Origin of the sequence: Pseudomonas chaetocerotis, assembly GCF_015712105.2 — a bacterium.
Taxonomy (GTDB): Bacteria; Pseudomonadota; Gammaproteobacteria; order Pseudomonadales; family Pseudomonadaceae; genus Aquipseudomonas; species Aquipseudomonas chaetocerotis.
In genome coordinates, this window is the sequence record NZ_JACFYX020000011.1 from 147834 (window position 1) to 166469 (window position 18636).

The window sequence follows — 18636 nt, forward strand, 5'->3', positions numbered from 1 at the left end:
GGTGCCGCGGCACCTTACGACGTTCGCGGGTCAGACTTCCTTGCTGGCGGTGTGGCCAAACAACTCCTGGGAGAAACGCACACGCTCTTCGGCGCTTTCCTGAATGCCCTTGGCTTTCAGTTCTTCCAGGCGGGCTTCCACGGCATGGGCGCGGTGGGTCAGGCCACAGTCGTTGGCGATCTGGATGTTCAGGCCGGGGCGGGCATTGAGCTCGAGAATCAGCGGACCCTTATCCTGGTCCAGCACCATGTCCACGCCGATGTAACCCAGGCCACACAACTCGTAGCAACCGGCAGCGAGCTTCATGAAGCCGTCCCAGTTCGGCAGTTGCACGCCGTCCACCGCGTTGGTGGTGTCCGGGTGCTTGCTGATCTTGTTGTTCAGCCAGGTGCCGCGCAGGGTAACGCCGGTGGCGAGGTCCACACCCACGCCGATGGCGCCCTGGTGCAGGTTGGCCTTGCCGTTGGACTGACGCGTCGGCAGGCGCAGCATGGCCATCACCGGGTAGCCCATCAGCACGATGATGCGGATGTCCGGCACGCCTTCGTAGCTGATGCTCTTGAAGATGGTGTCCGGGGTAACGCGGTACTCGATCAGCGCGCGGTCACGGTGACCCCCGAGCGAGTACAGGCCGGAGAGAATGCTGGAAATCTGCTGCTCCAGTTCCTCGTGGCTGACGATCTTGCCGGATACCGTCTTGAAGCGATCCTCGAAGCGGTCGGCGATCACCAGGATGCCGTCGCCACCGGCGCCTTGCGCCGGCTTGATGACGAAATCGGTGCGCCCGGCGATGATCTCGTCGAGCTTGTCGATTCCCTTCTCGGTTTCGATGATGCCGTACATCTCGGGCACATCGATGCCGGCCTCGATGGCCCGCTCCTTGGTGATGATCTTGTCGTCGACGATGGGGTACAGGTGCCGTTTGTTGTACTTCAGCACGTAGTCCGCATTGCGTCGGTTGATGCCCATGATGCCTTTGGCTTCAAGGGCCTTCCACGTCTTGATCAGGCCGAACATGGTCTTAGTCCTTGAGGAAGGCTTTGAAACGGAACAGTTCGGTCAGGCGGTAGCCGCGGTAACGACCCATCGCCAGCATGAAACCCACCAGGATCAGCAGGATCGCAGGGAAGGTGAACACGAAGTACACCAACTCCGGCACGCTCATCAGCAGGTGCGCGATGGTGGCGGCGAACAGGGTGCCGATGGCGACCTTGAACGCATGACTGCCGCCACGTTCTTCCCAGGTGATCGACAGACGCTCGATGGTCATGGTCAGAATCACCATCGGGAACAGCGCTACCGACAGGCCGCGCTCCAGGCCCAACTTGTGACTGAACAGGCTGATGGTGGCGATCAGTACCACGACGAAGGTCAGCACGACCGACAGGCGCGGTAGCATCTGCAGCTTCAGATGTTCCAGATAGGAGCGTAGCGATAGCCCGAGCGCAGTGATCACGGTGAACAGGAAGATGCCGAAGCCCAGTTGGGTTTCACGGAAGGCAAGGGCGATCAGCACCGGGGTAAAGGTACCCAGGGTCTGCAGGCCGCCGAGGTTGCGCAAGATCAGGATGACCAGCACGCCGATCGGGATCATCACCATGATCATGAACGTCTGCTGGGTCTGCAGCGGCAGGCCGTACAGCGAGTACTCAAGGAAGCTGGCGTCGGTGTTTTCGTCGGTCAGTTTGGCCAGGCGGATGGCGTTCATCTCGCTGTTGTTCAGGCTGAAGCTGACTTGCGCCTGCCGGCCGCCTTCGAGGCTGACCAGATCGCTATCGCCGATCCACCAGACCAGGCGGTCTTCCGGCAGGCCTTGTTCACCGGATTCCGGGTTGAAGTACAGCCATTTCTGGCCATTGAAACTACGCAGCCACAACTCCGGCGACTGAGCAACCTCGGCCTGCAGGCGAATGGTGTGTACGCGCTCCATCGGCACGTGGGCGATGGACAGCAGTAGATCGACGACCTTGGCCTTGTTGGCGGTGGAGGCATCACCGCCGAGCAGCAGCTTCACGTTGTCGTCGTTGACATTGTTGGCGCGCTTGATGGTTTCGCTGATGAAGGTCTCGACATCCGCCGAGTGCTGGCGAATCGGTGCCAGCAGGGCTTCGGCTGCGATCTTCTCAGGGCCTTCGACCGGGATGCTGTCGCGGAAGATCGGGCCTTTTGCAGGTGCCTGCTCGCCGCTGTAACGCTTGGTCAGTACCAGGCGATAGTAGAGGGTCTGTTTGCCATTGGCACGGCGTGCCGACCAGGTGACACGGCGGTTGCCGTCGACACGGTTGACGCTGACGCCGTAATTATTGGAGATGAAGCTCTCGTTGAGGCTTACGTAATCCTGGTTCAGTGGCGGCACGAACATCTGCAGCTTCACCGGCTCACGCGGCGTCGCCTGGAATTCGACCTTGGCATCGATGTTCCACAGGTCGTCGGTCTCGTCCTCGGTCACCGGAATGCCGAGAATGAAGATTTGGTATGCCGTAATCAGAACGCCCAGGGCCACCAAGAGGGTGATCAGGACTTTCAGATGCAGGTTCAGAGAGCGCATGGGAATTACTCGCCAGGGGTTGCGTCATTGGTGCAGTCGGGTTTGCCGGCTGCATATTTAAGGCTTGGATCGACCATGGCTTCAAAGTGCTTGAGCGCTTCGGAGCCGATCAGAAGCGGGTATTGGAATGCGCTTCGGTCGGTCAAGTTCACTTCGATCGTGCGCAGGGTCTTGCCCATGCACAGTTCAAGGTCGATTACCGGGCGTGCCGTGTAGGTCTTGCCTTCATCGGGGTCGAAGTCGCCAGCACGGCGTTTGATCTTGCTGATACGTGCCAGCGGACGCTCTATGGTGCGCTCGTGGGCATCGTCTATGGCCAGCACGAAACGCACCCAGGTTTCTCCGTCACGCTTGAAACGTTTGATATCGCGGGCGCTCAAGGATGCAGTTTTGGCACCGGTATCGAGTTTGGCGGCTACCTGCAGGTCCAGTTCTTCTAAGTGGATATATTCGTTCAGACCATAGATTGCCTTGCCCATGGCCAGAGTCGGGCAGGACAAGGTCAGCAGGCAGATCAGCAAAGAGAAGGGTTTCAGTCTCATGTGTCCTTGAGAAGGTATTGCCAGGGGCGGGATGGAGGGCCGCATCTGGCGGCATCCTGCCATACAACTGTTTGCCATGAAGTCTAGCAGGCATGGCAAGAGGCGATGGCTGGGCGTGAACGGGCGGATTCTAACATGGGGATTTTCCGTGCTGACAGACGCTTATGTAGCTTTCTGAAAGTAGAGTTGCGGCTTGCTTGGCTGGGTAATTCCGATACATTGTCGACAATACTTTGGTCTGCTTTGACGTATTCAGCTTTGTAGCGTAGTTTTAGTCTCGATAAAAGCCAGTGGTGTCGACAATCGTGCTACTCGAATCAGGTGTATCCACAGTGTCGCAGGTGGATTCGGAAACGCTTTCCGAACATGTCTTTCGCCTGATCCAGGCGGCCATCGTCAAGGGCGAGATCGCTCCGGGCAGCAAGATCTCTGAGCCCGAGCTGGCGCGCACCTATGGCATCAGCCGTGGCCCGCTACGCGAGGCGATCCATCGCCTGGAAGGGCAGAAGCTGCTGGTGCGGGTACCGCATGTGGGCGCGCGCGTGGTGTCGCTCAGTCATGCCGAGTTGGTCGAGCTGTACGAGATTCGCGAGTCACTCGAAGGCATGGCTTGCCGCCTGGCCGCCGAGCGTATGACCCAGCACGAGATCGCCGAACTGCGCCGGGTGCTGGAGCTGCACGAGCAGGACGCCGCCTTCAAGGCCGGTGTCGGCTATTACCAGCAGGAAGGCGACTTCGACTTCCACTACCGGATCATCCAGGGCAGCGGCAACCGCACCCTGGCCAAGCTGCTGTGCGACGAGCTGTACCAACTGGTGCGTATGTACCGCCTGCAGTTCTCTGCTACGCCCAATCGACCGCATCAGGCCTTCGCCGAGCATCACCGCATTCTCGACGCCATCGAAGGCCGTGATGGCGAGCTGGCCGAATTGCTGATGCGCCGCCACATCGGCGCCTCCAAGCGCAATATCGAGCGCCACTACGTTTCCCGAAACGGACAGGAAGCGCTCGCCACTTCATCCAAGACCCGAGGTGATTCATGACCCAGCTTTCCGCCGGCCAGCGTTTCCGCCAGGCCCTCGCCGAAGAAAGTCCTCTGCAGGTGATCGGTGCGATCAATGCCAATCATGCCCTGCTGGCCAAGCGCGCCGGTTTCCGCGCCATCTATCTCTCCGGTGGCGGCGTGGCGGCTGGCTCGCTCGGCCTGCCGGACCTGGGCATCAACACCCTGGATGATGTGCTCACCGACGTGCGCCGCATCACCGATGTCTGTGACCTGCCGCTGCTGGTGGACATCGACACCGGCTTCGGACCCAGCGCCTTCAATATCGAGCGCACCATCAAGAACCTGATCAAGGCCGGCGCCGCTGCCGCGCACATCGAAGATCAGGTCGGCGCCAAGCGCTGCGGCCATCGTCCGGGCAAGGAGATCGTCTCCTGCGAGGAGATGGTCGACCGCGTGAAGGCCGCCGCCGATGCCAAGACCGACCCGGACTTCTTCCTCATCGCCCGCACCGACGCCATCCAGGCCGAGGGCGTCGATGCCGCCATCGAACGCTGCCAGGCCTATGTCGAAGCTGGTGCCGACGGCATCTTCGCCGAGGCCGCCTACGACCTGCCGACCTACGCGCGCTTCGTCAAGGAACTGAATGTGCCGGTGCTGGCCAACATCACCGAATTCGGTGCCACGCCGCTGTTCAGCCGTGACGAGCTGGCCTCGGTCGGCGTGGCCATCCAGCTCTACCCGCTGTCGGCCTTCCGCGCGGCGAACAAGGCAGCGGAAAGTGTCTACACCTCGATTCGCCAGAACGGCCACCAGAAGGACGTGATCGAGCTGATGCAGACTCGTGCCGAACTCTACGACCGCATCGGCTATCACGCCTTCGAGCAGAAGCTCGATGCGCTGTTCGCCGCCAGCAAGAAGTAAGGCCGTAGCCAGGATGCAATCCGAGGCGGTTGGCAGGTTGCCTGATTGCCTCCGGGCCACGCGCGTAGCAAGTAGGGTGGGCTTCAGCCCACCGCATCAGCGCTGCTGGTGGGTTGATGCAGATCACCGTCCGGCCCACTGCGCAGGGCGCAACAGAACAAAAAGAGTCGAGGAGATAGCGATGAGCACCACCGAAACCACCACTCCGGGCTTCAAGCCGAAGAAATCCGTCGCCCTGAGCGGTACCGCCGCCGGCAACACCGCCCTGTGCACTGTTGGCCGCACCGGCAATGACCTGCATTACCGCGGCTATGACGTGCTCGATTTCGCCAACCGCTGCGAGTTCGAGGAGATCGCCCACCTGCTGGTGCACGGCAAGCTGCCCAATGTCGCCGAGCTGGCTGGCTACAAGGCCAAACTCAAGGCCCTGCGCGGCCTGCCGGCCGGGGTCAAGGCGGCGCTTGAGCAACTGCCGCCCTCGGCGCACCCGATGGACGTAATGCGCACTGCCGTGTCCGTACTTGGCTGTCTGGCGCCGGAAAAGGACGACCACAACCATCCGGGCGCTCGCGATATCGCCGACAAGCTGATGGCCTCCCTCGGTTCTGCGCTGCTGTACTGGTATCACTACAGTCACAATGGCAAGCGCATCGAGGTGGACACCGACGACGACTCCATCGGTGGCCACTTCCTGCACCTGCTGCATGGCGAGAAGCCGCGCGAGTCCTGGGTGCGCGCCATGCACACATCGCTGAACCTGTATGCCGAGCACGAATTCAATGCCTCCACGTTCACCTCGCGGGTGATCGCCGGCACCGGCTCCGACCTGTTTTCCTGCATCGCCGGCGCCATCGGTGCGTTGCGCGGACCGAAACACGGCGGTGCCAACGAGGTGGCTTTCGAGGTGCAGAAACGCTACGACAGCCCGGACGAGGCCGAGGCCGACATTCGTGAGCGGGTAGGGCGCAAGGAAGTGGTGATCGGCTTCGGTCATCCGGTCTACACCGTCAGCGACCCGCGCAACAAGGTGATCAAGGAAGTGGCCCGCGAGCTGTCCGTGGAGCAGGGCAACACCAAGATGTATGACATTGCCGAGCGCCTGGAGAGTGTCATGTGGGAGATCAAGAAGATGTTCCCTAACCTCGATTGGTTCAGTGCCGTGAGCTACCACATGATGGGCGTGCCCACCGCGATGTTCACTCCGTTGTTCGTCATCGCCCGCACCGCCGGCTGGTCGGCGCACGTCATCGAGCAACGCATCGACGGCAAGATCATCCGCCCGAGCGCCAACTACACAGGCCCCGAAGACCTGAAGTTCGTGCCGCTCGAGGAGCGCAAATAACCATGAATGACACCCTGAATAGCCAATACCGTAAGCGCCTGCCCGGCACCGCGCTGGATTACTTCGACGCCTGCGAGGCGGTCGAGGCGATCCAGGCCGGCGCCTGGAACAAATTGCCCTACACCTCGCGCGTACTGGCCGAGCAACTGGTGCGTCGTTGCGAGCCGCAGGACTTGACCGCTGCGCTGGAGCAACTGGTCCATCGCAGGCGCGACCTGGACTTTCCCTGGTACCCGGCGCGCGTGGTCTGCCACGACATTCTTGGCCAGACCGCACTGGTCGACCTGGCCGGCCTGCGCGATGCCATCGCCGAGCGAGGCGGTGACCCGTCGAAGGTCAATCCGGTGGTGCCGACGCAATTGATCGTCGATCACTCGCTGGCCGTCGAGGCGCCGGGCTTCGATCCGGATGCCTTCGAGAAAAACCGCGCCATCGAGGATCGCCGCAACGAGGACCGCTTCCACTTCATCGACTGGACCAAGACCGCGTTCAAGAACGTCGATGTGATCCCGGCAGGCAACGGCATCATGCACCAGATCAACCTGGAGAAAATGAGCCCGGTGATCCAAGTGCGCGGTGGCGTGGCCTTCCCCGATACCTGTGTTGGCACCGACTCGCACACGCCGCACGTGGACGCGCTTGGCGTGATCGCCATCGGTGTCGGCGGCCTGGAAGCCGAGACCGTGATGCTCGGCCATCCGTCGATGATGCGCCTGCCCGATATCGTCGGCGTCGAGCTGACCGGCAAGCGCCAACCCGGCATCACCGCCACCGACATCGTCCTGGCGATCACCGAGTTCCTGCGCAAGGAAAGGGTCGTGGGCGCCTGGGTCGAGTTCTTCGGCGAAGGGGCGGACAGCCTGTCCATCGGCGATCGCGCGACCATCTCCAACATGTGCCCGGAATACGGCGCCACCGCCTCGATGTTCTACATCGACGGCCAGACCATCGACTACCTCAAGCTCACCGGTCGCGAGCCGGAGCAGGTGGCGCTGGTCGAAAGCTACGCCAAGACCCTGGGGCTGTGGAACGACGCGCTGAAAACCGCCGAGTACGAGCGTGTGCTGCGCTTCGACCTGGGCAGCGTCGTGCGCAACATGGCTGGCCCGTCCAACCCGCATCGTCGCCTGCCGACTTCGGCGCTGGCCGAGCGCGGCATCGCCGACGAGGCCAAGTTGCAGACCGGTAAAGGCGAAGAAGCCCAGGGCCTGATGCCAGATGGCGCGGTGATCATCGCCGCCATCACCAGTTGCACCAACACCTCCAACCCGCGCAACGTCATTGCCGCCGGCCTGGTGGCCAAGAAGGCCAACGCGTTGGGCCTGGTGCGCAAGCCTTGGGTCAAGACCTCCTTCGCTCCTGGTTCGAAGGTTGCCAAGCTGTACCTGGAAGAGGCTGGCCTGCTGCAGGAGCTGGAGCAGCTCGGCTTCGGCATCGTCGCCTACGCCTGCACCACCTGTAACGGCATGTCCGGCGCGCTCGATCCTGTGATCCAGAAGGAAATCATCGATCGCGACCTGTACGCCACCGCCGTGCTTTCGGGTAACCGCAACTTCGATGGGCGCATCCATCCTTATGCCAAGCAGGCCTTCCTGGCTTCGCCACCGCTGGTTGTGGCTTATGCGATTGCTGGCACCGTGCGTTTCGATATCGAGCAGGACGCGTTGGGCGCCGATGCCCACGGCAACCCCATCACGCTCAAGGATCTGTGGCCCAGCGACGAGGAGATCGACGCCATCGTCGCTGCCTCGGTCAAGCCCGAGCAGTTCAAGCAGATCTATATCCCCATGTTCGATCTGGGCAGTGTGCAGGAAGCAGAAAGCCCGCTGTACGACTGGCGGCCGATGTCCACCTACATCCGCCGTCCGCCGTACTGGGAAGGCGCGCTGGCCGGCGAACGTACGCTCAAGGGCATGCGCCCGCTGGCGATCCTGCCGGACAACATCACCACCGACCACCTGTCGCCGTCCAACGCCATCCTTGCGGACTCGGCAGCCGGTGAGTACCTGGCGAAAATGGGCCTGCCGGAAGAGGACTTCAACTCTTACGCGACTCACCGGGGCGACCATTTGACCGCACAGCGCGCCACCTTCGCCAACCCGCAGCTGGTCAACGAAATGGCCGTGGTCGACGGGCAAGTGAAGAAGGGTTCGCTGGCCCGTGTCGAGCCCGAGGGCCAGGTGATTCGCATGTGGGAGGCCATCGAGACCTACATGAACCGCAAGCAGAACCTGATCATCGTCGCCGGTGCCGACTACGGCCAGGGTTCGTCGCGCGACTGGGCAGCCAAGGGCGTGCGCCTGGCAGGTGTGGAAGTGATCGTCGCCGAAGGCTTCGAGCGCATCCACCGCACCAACCTGGTGGGCATGGGCGTGCTGCCGGTGGAGTTCAAGCCGGGCACCACGCGCCTGACCCTGGGCCTGGATGGCACCGAGACCTATGACGTCGAGGGTGAGATTTCGCCGCGCTGCGACCTGACCCTGGTGGTCAATCGCCGCAACGGCGAGGTGCTGCGCGTGCCGGTGACCTGCCGTCTGGATACGGCTGCTGATGTCAGTGTGTACCAGGCCGGCGGCGTCCTGCAGCGCTTCGCCAAGGACTTCCTTGAAGGCGCGGTGGCGTGATGTAACGAACCGGCCCGCAAGCGGGTCGTTACAACTTCCAAAAACGGTAGCGCGTAGCCGGATGCAATCCGGGGAGAACCGCGCCGTCATTCCCGGATTGCATCCGGGCTACTTTTTCAGGGCTGCGTGTATGTCCCATTTACCGCAAGTGAAAATCCCCGCCACCTATATCCGTGGCGGTACCAGCAAGGGCGTGTTCTTCCGTTTGCAAGATCTGCCCGAGCGCTGTCAGGTGCCGGGCGCGGCGCGCGACAAGCTGTTCATGCGCGTGATCGGCAGCCCCGATCCGTACTCGGCGCAGATCGACGGCATGGGTGGCGCCACGTCGAGCACCTCCAAATGCGTGATCCTGTCCAAGAGCAGTCAGCCCGAACATGACGTCGACTACCTCTATGGCCAGGTATCCATCGACAAGGCCTTCGTCGACTGGAGTGGCAACTGTGGCAATCTGTCTACCGCCGCCGGTGCCTTCGCTATCCATGCCGGCCTGGTCGATTCCGTGCGGATTCCCGACAACGGCATCTGCATCGTGCGCATCTGGCAGGCCAATATCCGGAAAACCATCATCGCCCATGTGCCGATCAGCAACGGGCAGGTGCAGGAAACCGGCGACTTCGAACTCGATGGCGTGACGTTTCCAGCTGCGGAGATCGTGCTGGAGTTCCTCGATCCGTCCGACGATGGCGAGAAGGGAGGTTCGATGTTCCCCACCGGCAACCTGGTGGACGATCTGGAGGTACCGGGTGTCGGCACTTTCAAGGCAACGATGATCACGGCCGGCATCCCGACTGTCTTTGTCAGCGCCCAGGACATCGGCTACCAAGGCACCGAACTGCGTGAGGCCATCAATGGCGATCCGGCGCAACTGGCCCGCTTCGAGCAGATCCGCGTTGCCGGTGCGCTGCGCATGGGGCTGATCAAAACGGCGGAAGAAGCTGCGACACGTCAGCACACCCCGAAGATCGCCTTCGTCAGCCCGCCCAAGGATTACCGCACCTCCAGCGGCAAGGAGGTGAAGGCCGGCGAAGTCGACCTGCTGGTGCGCGCGCTGTCGATGGGCAAGCTCCACCACGCGATGATGGGTACCTGCGCCGTGGCCATCGGCACGGCGGCGGCGATTCCGGGCACGCTGGTCAACCTGGCCGCTGGTGGCGGCGAGCGTGAGGCAGTGCGTTTCGGCCATCCATCCGGCACCTTGCGCGTTGGTGCTCAGGCCAAACGGGTCGACGGCCAATGGACAGTGACCAAGGCCGTGATGAGCCGCAGCGCGCGCATCCTGATGGAAGGCTGGGTGCGGATCCCGGGTGAGAGTTTCTGAATCCCTAAGCTAGAAAAGGCTCGAAGTTGCGAGCCTTTTTTCTTTTAAAACAAATGGTTGAGAGCTTTACTTAAGGCGGCGCTCAACACCTTTTTCCACCAGGATCTTGGCCGAAATTTCTTCGACCGAGAAATGCGTGGAGTTGATGAAGGCAATGTTTTCGCGGCGGAACAGGCCTTCCACCTCGCGAACTTCGAACTCGCACTGGGCGAAGCTGGCGTAGCGGCTGTTGGGCTTGCGCTCGTGGCGGATGGCGGTAAGGCGATCCGGGTCGATGGTCAGGCCGAACAGCTTGTCGCGGTACTTTTTCAGCGAGTCGGGGAGCTGCAGGCGCTCCATGTCGTCTTCGGTCAGCGGGTAGTTGGCGGCGCGGATGCCGTATTGCATGGCCATGTACAGGCACGTAGGCGTCTTGCCGCAGCGCGATACGCCAACCAGGATCAGGTCGGCCTTGTCGTAATAATGAGTGCGCGCGCCATCATCGTTGTCGAGGGCGAAGTTGACCGCCTCGATGCGCTCCATGTAGTTGGAATGTTGGCCGATGGAGTGCGACTTGCCGACCGAGTAAGAGGAGTGCGAGCTCAGCTCCTGCTCCAGTGGCGAGAGGAAGGTCGAGAAAATATCGATCATGAAACCATTGGCGGTATCGAGGATCGCACGAATATCGCGGTTGACGATGGTGTCGAAGATGATCGGACGGGCGCCGTCCCTTTCGGCGGCTGCATCGATTTGTTGTACCATGGCGCGCGCTTTTTCGATGCTGTCGATATAAGGGCGGGTCAGTTTGGTGAACTGAATGTTCTCGAACTGTGCGAGCAGGCTCTGGCCCAAGGTTTCGGCGGTGATGCCGGTGCCGTCGGAGATGAAGAAAGCGGTTCGTTTCATTTGCGCCAAAGGCCTTAAGCTGAGTTCGATTCTTGGCTATGATAGGCCGCGTTTTGCGCCGGGCCCACCGGGTTCGGCATTGTTACTTATACAAGGGCAAGGCCACAATCGCGCGACCTCGGTCGCTCGACATTGCGCAGCCCACTGAGCTTTTCCAATACAGTTAGTGGAGAGATCACCTTGGTAGAGTACGTAGTTTCCCTCGATAAGCTCGGCAATCACGATGTTGAGCATGTGGGGGGCAAGAACGCATCCCTCGGCGAGATGATCAGTAACCTGGCCGGCGCCGGTGTCTCGGTTCCCGGTGGTTTCGCCACTACGGCTCAGGCCTACCGCGATTTTCTCGAGCAAAGCGGCCTGAATGCGCAGATTCACGCAGCGCTTGACGCGCTCGATGTCGATGACGTCAACGCCCTGGCCAAGACCGGCGCGCAGATTCGCCAGTGGGTAATGGACGCCGAGTTCCCGGCCGAGCTGGACAAGCAGATCCGCGAAGCCTTTGCCACCATGAGCGGCGGCAACGACAACATGGCCGTGGCTGTGCGTTCCTCCGCCACAGCCGAAGACCTGCCGGACGCTTCCTTTGCCGGCCAGCAGGAAACCTTCCTCAATATCCGCGGCGTGGACAACGTGATTCGCGCTGCCAAGGAAGTCTTCGCTTCCCTCTTCAACGACCGTGCCATCGCTTACCGCGTGCACCAGGGCTTTGACCACAAGCTGGTCGCCCTGTCTGCCGGCGTGCAGCGAATGGTGCGTTCGGAAACCGGTACTGCCGGTGTGATGTTCACCCTGGACACCGAGTCCGGCTTCCGTGACGTCGTATTCATCACCGGCGCTTACGGTCTCGGCGAGACCGTCGTTCAGGGCGCGGTGAACCCTGACGAGTTCTACGTGCACAAGCCAACCCTGGAAGCCGGCCGTCCGGCGATCCTGCGCCGCAACCTGGGCAGCAAGGCGATCAAGATGATCTACGGCGACGAAGCCAAGGCGGGTCGCTCGGTGAAAACCGTAGAAGTCGACCGCACCGAGCGTGCGCGTTTCTGCATCACCGACGCCGAGGTCAGCGAGTTGGCCAAGCAGGCGCTGATCATCGAGAAACATTACGGTCGTCCGATGGACATCGAATGGGCCAAGGACGGTGACGACGGCAAGCTGTACATCGTGCAGGCTCGCCCGGAAACCGTGAAGAGCCGCGCCAGCGCCACCGTGATGGAGCGCTACCTGCTGAAAGAGAAAGGCACCGTGCTGGTCGAAGGCCGCGCCATCGGTCAGCGCATCGGCGCCGGCAAGGTACGCGTGATTCATGACGTATCCGAAATGGACAAGGTGCAGCCGGGCGATGTACTGGTCTCCGACATGACCGACCCGGACTGGGAACCGGTGATGAAGCGCGCCAGCGCCATCGTCACCAACCGCGGCGGCCGCACTTGCCACGCGGCGATCATCGCTCGTGAGCTGGGCATTCCGGCCGTGGTCGGTTGCGGCAACGCTACTCAGGTGCTGAAGGATGGCCAAGGCGTTACCGTATCCTGCGCCGAAGGCGATACCGGTTTCATCTTCGAGGGTGAGCTGGGCTTCGACATTCGCAAGAACTCGGTCGATGCCATGCCGGATCTGCCGTTCAAGATCATGATGAACGTCGGCAACCCGGATCGCGCTTTCGATTTCGCTCAACTGCCTAACGAAGGCGTAGGCCTGGCCCGCCTGGAATTCATCATCAACCGCATGATCGGCGTGCACCCGAAAGCGCTGCTGAACTTCTCCAGCCTGCCGCCGGAGATCAAGGACAGCGTTGAGAAGCGCATCGCCGGTTACGGTGATCCGGTCGATTTCTACGTCGAGAAGCTGGTCGAGGGTATCAGCACCCTGGCCGCAGCCTTCTGGCCGAAAAAAGTCATCGTGCGTCTGTCGGACTTCAAGTCCAACGAATACGCCAACCTGATCGGCGGCAAGCTGTACGAGCCGGAAGAAGAGAACCCGATGCTGGGCTTCCGTGGTGCGTCGCGCTATATCAGTGAATCCTTCCGCGACTGCTTTGAACTGGAATGCCGCGCACTGAAGAAGGTGCGCAACGAGATGGGGCTGACTAACGTCGAAATCATGGTGCCGTTCGTGCGCACCCTGGGCGAGGCATCGCAAGTGGTCGAGTTGCTGGCCAGCAATGGCCTGGCTCGCGGTCAGGATGGCCTTAAAGTCATCATGATGTGTGAGCTGCCGTCCAACGCCATCCTGGCTGAGGAGTTCCTTGAGTTCTTCGATGGCTTCTCCATCGGCTCCAACGACCTGACCCAGTTGACTCTGGGCCTGGACCGTGACTCCGGCATCGTTGCCCACCTGTTCGACGAGCGTAACCCTGCGGTGAAGAAGCTGCTGGCCAATGCCATCTCCGCCTGCAACAAGGCTGGCAAGTACATCGGTATCTGCGGCCAGGGTCCGTCGGACCACCCGGATCTGGCCAAGTGGCTGATGGAGCAGGGCATCGAGAGCGTGTCGCTGAACCCTGACTCGGTACTCGATACCTGGTTCTTCCTGGCTGAGACTCAGCCTGCCTGAGGTCTGTGATCGATCCAGAAAGGGCGGGTTGATCCCGCCCTTTTTGGTGCCCATCGCGTTTTGCCGGTCATTCCAAGCCGTCGCCAGCGATATGCAATATCGCTCCCGGCGGTTTTTTATGCGTGTCGTTATTCATTTATGGCGTCTCGCCAGTGCGGTCATCTGATCCATGCAAAGCAGTAGTGAGCTTTTCCCCGTTTCCCTGATGAGCGCCGAACTGCGCGGCGACCTCAGCGAAGACGTCTATCTTCTCAAACCCAACAACAGCCCTGACTCCAGTGTCGAGCTGGCATTGACCCGGCTCGGCTGCGCAGGCTCAGAAGGCGAACGTGGCGTGCCCGTGGTATTGCTGCATGGCAGCTTTTCCAATCGGCGCTTCTGGTATTCACCCAAGGGCATTGGCCTGGGGCCTTACCTGGCGCGTGCGGGATTTGATGTGTGGATCGCCGAAATGCGCGGCCACGGCCTGTCGCCGCGCAACGAAAACTATCGAGACAACCACGTGGCACAGTACGTGCGCCATGACCTGCCAGCCATTGCTGATTTCATCATCGAGCAGACCGGGCAAGCCGCGCACTGGATCGGCCATTCCCTCGGCGGAGTGACGCTGGCGGCAGCGCTGGGGGGCGGTTATCTCGAGGCTTCGCGTGTGCGTTCGGCGGCATTGTTCGGCAGTCAGGTCAGCCGTATCTACTGGCCGCTCAAGCTGCCGCCGGTGGAGTGGGGCGGTCGTCTGCTGTTGCGTGCCTTTCCCTACCTGTCCGGGCGCCGGCTGAAGCGCGGTCCCGAAGACGAGCCGGCCGGCCTGGCACTGGAAACCCTGCGCTGGCTCAGGCTCTTCGGGCGTTTCGGCGATGCTGATCAGGATTGGTGGGCCGGCCTGACTCAGGTGCGCGTGCCGATTCTGGCCGTAGGGGCTGCTGCCGATCATCAGGACCCTGCCTGGGCCTGTCGCAAGCTGCTGGAGCAGTGCAGTGCCGCGCCGTCGCAGTTCTTGCTGCTGGGTAAGGAGAACGGCTTCTCCAGCGACTTCGGACATATCGAAATGCTGGTCAGCAAGGAGGCGCAGCGAGAAGTGTGGCCCTTGACCGAATATTGGTTGCAGCATCTGCAACTGCCTTCCGGTTTTGCCGATCAGGCGTCTGCTATAGGTTCTTGAGTCGCTACTAGCAGGCTGTTGAAAAACGTAGGCGAGGCAGGCAAGACAAGGCTGATGGCGGCCCCGAAAAAACAGCCGAAAAACGGTCGGAGTCGCGCTCGACTTTACGTGCTGTAAATAGGCATTTTGACTGGGCTCGCACGCGAGGCTGTTTTTAACGCAGTATTTATTGCCAACGCAGGTAGATTTTCAACAGCCTGTTAGAGGTTGTCCCGGCCGTTTCTTCGGCACGGGCTTGGCGGTAAGATGTGACGCATCGTGTGCGGGTGGTCATTTCAGGTTCAACTACTTGTTTGTCGTTCATGTCGGGCAAGTTCGCAGCGATAGCTCGATGCTGAATTGTCCCGCCTCAAGCAGGTCCATGAAGGTGGCTGCCTTTTCATTCATTGTCGAAAGGAGTTCTGTCATGCACTACATCACCCCCGATCTGTGCGATGCCTATCCGGAACTGGTTCAGGTCGTCGAGCCGATGTTCGCCAATTACGGCGGCCGCGATTCTTTCGGCGGTCAGATCGTCACCATCAAGTGTCATGAGGACAACTCGTTGGTGAAGGAGCAGGTCGACCTGCCCGGTCAGGGCAAGGTCCTGGTCGTGGATGGTGGCGGTTCCCTGCGCCGTGCTCTGCTCGGTGACATGCTGGCCGAGAAGGCTGCCAAAAACGGTTGGGAAGGCATCGTGATATATGGCTGCATCCGTGACGTCGACGTCATCGCGCAGACCGATCTGGGCGTACAGGCGCTGGCCAGCCATCCGATGAAGACCGACAAGCGCGGCATTGGCGATCTGAATGTGCCCGTCAGCTTTGGCGGCGTGACCTTTAAACCGGGCTATTACCTGTACGCCGACAACAACGGCATCATCGTTTCCCCGCAAGCTCTGAGCATGCCGGAATAAGCCGATGCAGGATCAGGATTCGGCGTTGCTGCATGCCTTCGTGCTCGATGGCCGGGGCGGTGCACGCAGCATCACTCGCCACGAACTGGATAACCTGCAGCTGAGCGAGCAGGAAAGCCTGTGGCTGCACTGGGATCGCGCCCAGGAGCAGTCTCAGCGCTGGTTGCGTGAGCACAGCGGGCTGGATGAGTTCAGCTGCAACCTGCTGCTCGAGGAAAACACTCGGCCGCGTCTGTTACCCCTGCCCAATGAAGAGATGCTGTTGTTCCTGCGCGGAGTCAACCGCAATCCCGGCGCCGAGCCGGAAGACATGGTGTCGGTGCGTATCTTCGCCGATGCCCGGCGGGTGATATCACTGCGTCAGCGTCCGTTGCTCGCGACCGACGCACTGATTGCCGACCTGCTGGCGGGCAAGGGACCGAAGACGGCATCCGAACTGCTCCTGGAGCTCGCCCGCCATCTCACCAGTCGCGTCGATGATCTGATCGCCGAATTGAGCGAGCTGCTCGACGGTGAGGAGGATGGTCTCGATGGCGATGAGCGTTATCGTCCCAATCATGGCCTGATGTTGCAGGTACGTCGGCGTGCGGCCAGCTTGCGTCGGTTTCTCGCCCCGCAACGCGATCTCTATGCGCAACTGGTGCGTAATCGACAGCCCTGGTTCGTCGAGGATGACGGTGACTACTGGAACGAGCTGAACAACCGCCTGACCCGCTATCTGGAAGAGTTGGAACTGATTCGCGAGCGCGTCGGCCTGGTGCTGGAGGCGGAAAGCCGGCGTCTCGGTGAGCGCATGAATCGCATCATGTATCGCTTCACCGTGATCACCGGCATGTTCCTGCCGCTGACCTTCCTCACGGGGCTGCTTGGCATCAATGTCGGCGGGATTCCGGGCTCGGAAAGCCCGATCGGCTTCTTTATCGCCTGCGGGCTCATGGTCCTTCTGGCATTGGGCCAACTACTGCTTTTTCGCCGCTGGCGTTGGCTGTGATGTGTGACTCATCCGCTGGCTACTGCGTCTAGCCGTGACATCCCGTGAGGTGCGCATGCACGATCCATTCGAAGAGTCTCTACGCGATTTGCTCAAGTCCTCGCCGTCCAGCCATGACGACGATGCTTGCCTGCACCGGGTTCTCAAGACCGCCAACCGCCAGGTCGGTGCTGGTGACCTGTTCAGCCTGATAGGCCACTGGGCGCAGGCCCTGATGATCGCCCTGAACAACGGTTCGGCGCATGTCGCGCCGGTTTCGCGCCGTACCCAATCCTCTGCTTCTGCTGATAAGGCCGACTGAAATGGAACTCGATCCCTGGACCCAAAGCCTGATCTCCGCAATGACCGCATTGTGGACCAAGGTTGCCGGATTCATTCCCAACCTGTTCGTTGCACTGGTGTTGGTACTGCTTGGTTTCGTCGTGGCCAAGTTGCTCGACACGCTGCTGTCCAAGCTGCTCGGCAAGGTTGGTCTGGATCGCCTGATGACGGGGACCGGTCTGACCAAGTTGCTGGCACGCGTTGGCATTCACGCACCGGTATCGACCCTGATCGGCAAGATCGTCTATTGGTTCGTGCTCCTGATCTTCCTGGTTTCGGCCGCTGAATCGCTTGGTCTGCAGCGGGTTTCCGCGACCCTCGACGTGCTGGCGCTGTACCTGCCAAAAGTTTTCGGCGCCGCCTTGGTGTTGCTTGCCGGTGTGCTACTGGCGCAACTGGTCAGCAGCCTGGTGCGTGGCGCCGCCGAGGGCGTCGGTCTGGAGTATGCGAACGGGTTGGGGCGTGTGGCGCAAGGCCTGGTGATCATCATCAGCATCTCGGTGGCCATCGGCCAGCTCGAGATCAAGACCGATCTGCTCAACAACGTGATCGCCATCGTGCTGATCTCCGTGGGCCTGGCGGTCGCGCTGGCGCTGGGCCTGGGTAGCCGCGATATCGCCAGCCAGATTCTCGCCGGCATTTATGTGCGCGAGCTGTATCAGGTCGGGCAACAAGTGCAGGTTGGTGAGGTCGAAGGGCAGATCGAAGAGATCGGCACAGTGAAAACCACCCTGTTGACCGATACTGGTGAGCTGGTATCGGTGGCAAATCGAGTGATGCTCGAGCAACGCGTGAACAGTCGCTGACGCCAATCTGTTATTTTATGCCGCTGCCCGGCAGGCGTGACCTGCCGGGCGCTTTTCGTCCTGACTGTCGGCCCGACTCGTTTTGAACAAAGCCCAGCCCTTGCCCACGCGCTACGACCCCCGCGAGCTCACTGATGAAGAGCTGGTGGCGCGCGCCCACGACGAGCTGTTTCATATAACTCGTGCTTATGAAGAGCTGATGAGGCGCTACCAGCGAACATTATTTAACGTGTGCGCGCGTTATTTGGGGAACGAAAGGGATGCTGATGATGTCTGTCAGGAGGTGATGCTAAAAGTTCTCTATGGTCTCAAGAACTTTGAGGGTAAATCCAAGTTCAAAACTTGGCTGTACAGCATTACCTACAATGAATGCATTACTCAGTATCGAAAAGAGCGGCGAAAGCGTCGATTGGTTGACGCCTTAAGTTTGGACCCGCTCGAAGAGGCTTCCGACGATAAGACACCCAAAGTCGAGGAGCGAGGCGGTCTGGATCGCTGGTTGGTTCACGTCAACCCGATCGATCGCGAGATTCTGGTGCTACGTTTTGTCGCAGAGCTCGAGTTTCAAGAGATTGCCGACATCATGCACATGGGCTTGAGCGCAACGAAGATGCGCTACAAGCGAGCATTGGATCGGTTGCGGGATAAATTTTCGGACACTTCCGAAACTTAGTTCAGCTTCCCGACCACTAAGGGAGTGGCGAACCCTGATATAATCGCCGCCA

17 protein-coding genes are annotated in these 18636 nt (G+C 60.9%); 12 read left to right on the forward strand and 5 right to left on the reverse strand.

The features are described from left to right. Window positions 1-30: 30 nt before the first annotated feature. Genes H3221_RS19450 through rloA form a run of 3 tightly spaced genes read right to left on the reverse strand, consistent with a single transcriptional unit; the run spans window position 31 to window position 3090 of the window. A complete protein-coding gene (locus tag H3221_RS19450) occupies window positions 31-1017 on the reverse strand; it encodes an alpha-L-glutamate ligase-like protein (RefSeq protein ID WP_196474824.1) in 987 nt (328 codons plus the stop codon). A gap of 4 nt (window positions 1018-1021) precedes the next feature. Continuing rightward, window positions 1022-2548, reverse strand: coding sequence for an osmotic stress tolerance membrane protein RloB (gene rloB, locus H3221_RS19455; RefSeq protein WP_160017981.1), 1527 nt, complete (start codon window positions 2546-2548; stop codon window positions 1022-1024). A gap of 5 nt (window positions 2549-2553) precedes the next feature. Next, window positions 2554-3090 carry a retropepsin-like aspartic peptidase RloA gene (rloA, locus tag H3221_RS19460; protein WP_196474925.1) on the reverse strand — a complete coding sequence of 179 codons (537 nt, stop codon included), beginning with the start codon at window positions 3088-3090 and terminating at the stop codon, window positions 2554-2556. A gap of 305 nt (window positions 3091-3395) precedes the next feature. On the opposite strand from rloA, the gene H3221_RS19465 reads away from it, so the two are divergent. The 5 genes from H3221_RS19465 to prpF all read left to right on the forward strand — a co-directional run bounded on the left by H3221_RS19465 (window position 3396) and on the right by prpF (window position 10301). Further along, complete coding sequence (locus H3221_RS19465) at window positions 3396-4133, forward strand: GntR family transcriptional regulator (protein WP_196474823.1); 738 nt, start codon at window positions 3396-3398, stop codon at window positions 4131-4133. After that, a complete protein-coding gene (gene prpB, locus H3221_RS19470; RefSeq protein WP_196474822.1) occupies window positions 4130-5017 on the forward strand; it encodes a methylisocitrate lyase in 888 nt (295 codons plus the stop codon). Before H3221_RS19465 ends, prpB begins: the two co-directional genes overlap by 4 nt. A 181-nt stretch (window positions 5018-5198) precedes the next feature. Next, complete coding sequence (gene prpC, locus H3221_RS19475; RefSeq protein WP_196474821.1) at window positions 5199-6359, forward strand: bifunctional 2-methylcitrate synthase/citrate synthase; 1161 nt, start codon at window positions 5199-5201, stop codon at window positions 6357-6359. A gap of 14 nt (window positions 6360-6373) precedes the next feature. Continuing rightward, entirely contained in the window at window positions 6374-8983 is a 2610-nt protein-coding gene (gene acnD / locus H3221_RS19480) for a Fe/S-dependent 2-methylisocitrate dehydratase AcnD (protein WP_196474924.1), read from the forward strand. Between the two features lie 130 nt (window positions 8984-9113). After that, entirely contained in the window at window positions 9114-10301 is a 1188-nt protein-coding gene (prpF, locus tag H3221_RS19485; RefSeq protein ID WP_196474820.1) for a 2-methylaconitate cis-trans isomerase PrpF, read from the forward strand. 66 nt (window positions 10302-10367) lie between these two features. Here prpF and ppsR read toward each other — a convergent pair whose 3' ends face one another. After that, window positions 10368-11186, reverse strand: coding sequence for a posphoenolpyruvate synthetase regulatory kinase/phosphorylase PpsR (gene ppsR, locus H3221_RS19490; RefSeq protein ID WP_017676811.1), 819 nt, complete (start codon window positions 11184-11186; stop codon window positions 10368-10370). 36 nt (window positions 11187-11222) lie between these two features. Then, window positions 11223-11420 carry a hypothetical protein gene (locus H3221_RS19495; protein ID WP_224490690.1) on the reverse strand — a complete coding sequence of 66 codons (198 nt, stop codon included), beginning with the start codon at window positions 11418-11420 and terminating at the stop codon, window positions 11223-11225. On the opposite strand from H3221_RS19495, the gene ppsA reads away from it, so the two are divergent. The 7 genes from ppsA (at window position 11367) to sigX (ending at window position 18584) form a co-directional block, all read left to right on the forward strand. Continuing rightward, complete coding sequence (gene ppsA, locus H3221_RS19500) at window positions 11367-13739, forward strand: phosphoenolpyruvate synthase (protein WP_196474819.1); 2373 nt, start codon at window positions 11367-11369, stop codon at window positions 13737-13739. The genes H3221_RS19495 and ppsA overlap by 54 nt on opposite strands. 169 nt (window positions 13740-13908) lie before the next feature. Further along, entirely contained in the window at window positions 13909-14898 is a 990-nt protein-coding gene (locus H3221_RS19505) for an alpha/beta fold hydrolase (RefSeq protein WP_196474818.1), read from the forward strand. 406 nt (window positions 14899-15304) lie between these two features. After that, window positions 15305-15793, forward strand: coding sequence for a ribonuclease E activity regulator RraA (gene rraA, locus H3221_RS19510; protein ID WP_196474817.1), 489 nt, complete (start codon window positions 15305-15307; stop codon window positions 15791-15793). A gap of 4 nt (window positions 15794-15797) precedes the next feature. Then, complete coding sequence (locus H3221_RS19515) at window positions 15798-16784, forward strand: zinc transporter ZntB (protein WP_196474816.1); 987 nt, start codon at window positions 15798-15800, stop codon at window positions 16782-16784. A 49-nt stretch (window positions 16785-16833) separates the two neighbouring features. After that, window positions 16834-17085 carry a CrfX protein gene (locus tag H3221_RS19520; RefSeq protein WP_372241829.1) on the forward strand — a complete coding sequence of 84 codons (252 nt, stop codon included), beginning with the start codon at window positions 16834-16836 and terminating at the stop codon, window positions 17083-17085. Window position 17086: 1 nt separating this feature from the next. Continuing rightward, a complete protein-coding gene (locus H3221_RS19525) occupies window positions 17087-17911 on the forward strand; it encodes a mechanosensitive ion channel family protein (protein WP_017676817.1) in 825 nt (274 codons plus the stop codon). An 82-nt stretch (window positions 17912-17993) separates the two neighbouring features. Further along, window positions 17994-18584, forward strand: coding sequence for an RNA polymerase sigma factor SigX (sigX, locus tag H3221_RS19530; RefSeq protein ID WP_017676818.1), 591 nt, complete (start codon window positions 17994-17996; stop codon window positions 18582-18584). Window positions 18585-18636: the final 52 nt, after the last annotated feature.

Bases quoted from the DNA above. Each gene is read 5' to 3' on its own strand.
- H3221_RS19525 (WP_017676817.1), top strand. From the start codon at position 17,087: ATGGAACTCGATCCCTGGACCCAAAGCCTGATCTCCGCAATGACCGCA.
- prpC (WP_196474821.1), top strand. From the start codon at position 5,199: ATGAGCACCACCGAAACCACCACTCCGGGCTTCAAGCCGAAGAAATCC.
- prpB (WP_196474822.1), top strand. From the start codon at position 4,130: ATGACCCAGCTTTCCGCCGGCCAGCGTTTCCGCCAGGCCCTCGCCGAA.
- ppsR (WP_017676811.1), bottom strand. From the start codon at position 11,186: ATGAAACGAACCGCTTTCTTCATCTCCGACGGCACCGGCATCACCGCC.
- H3221_RS19495 (WP_224490690.1), bottom strand. From the start codon at position 11,420: ATGCTCAACATCGTGATTGCCGAGCTTATCGAGGGAAACTACGTACTC.
- H3221_RS19505 (WP_196474818.1), top strand. From the start codon at position 13,909: ATGCAAAGCAGTAGTGAGCTTTTCCCCGTTTCCCTGATGAGCGCCGAA.
- rloA (WP_196474925.1), bottom strand. From the start codon at position 3,090: ATGAGACTGAAACCCTTCTCTTTGCTGATCTGCCTGCTGACCTTGTCC.
- rraA (WP_196474817.1), top strand. From the start codon at position 15,305: ATGCACTACATCACCCCCGATCTGTGCGATGCCTATCCGGAACTGGTT.
- H3221_RS19450 (WP_196474824.1), bottom strand. From the start codon at position 1,017: ATGTTCGGCCTGATCAAGACGTGGAAGGCCCTTGAAGCCAAAGGCATC.
- rloB (WP_160017981.1), bottom strand. From the start codon at position 2,548: ATGCGCTCTCTGAACCTGCATCTGAAAGTCCTGATCACCCTCTTGGTG.
- H3221_RS19515 (WP_196474816.1), top strand. From the start codon at position 15,798: ATGCAGGATCAGGATTCGGCGTTGCTGCATGCCTTCGTGCTCGATGGC.
- prpF (WP_196474820.1), top strand. From the start codon at position 9,114: ATGTCCCATTTACCGCAAGTGAAAATCCCCGCCACCTATATCCGTGGC.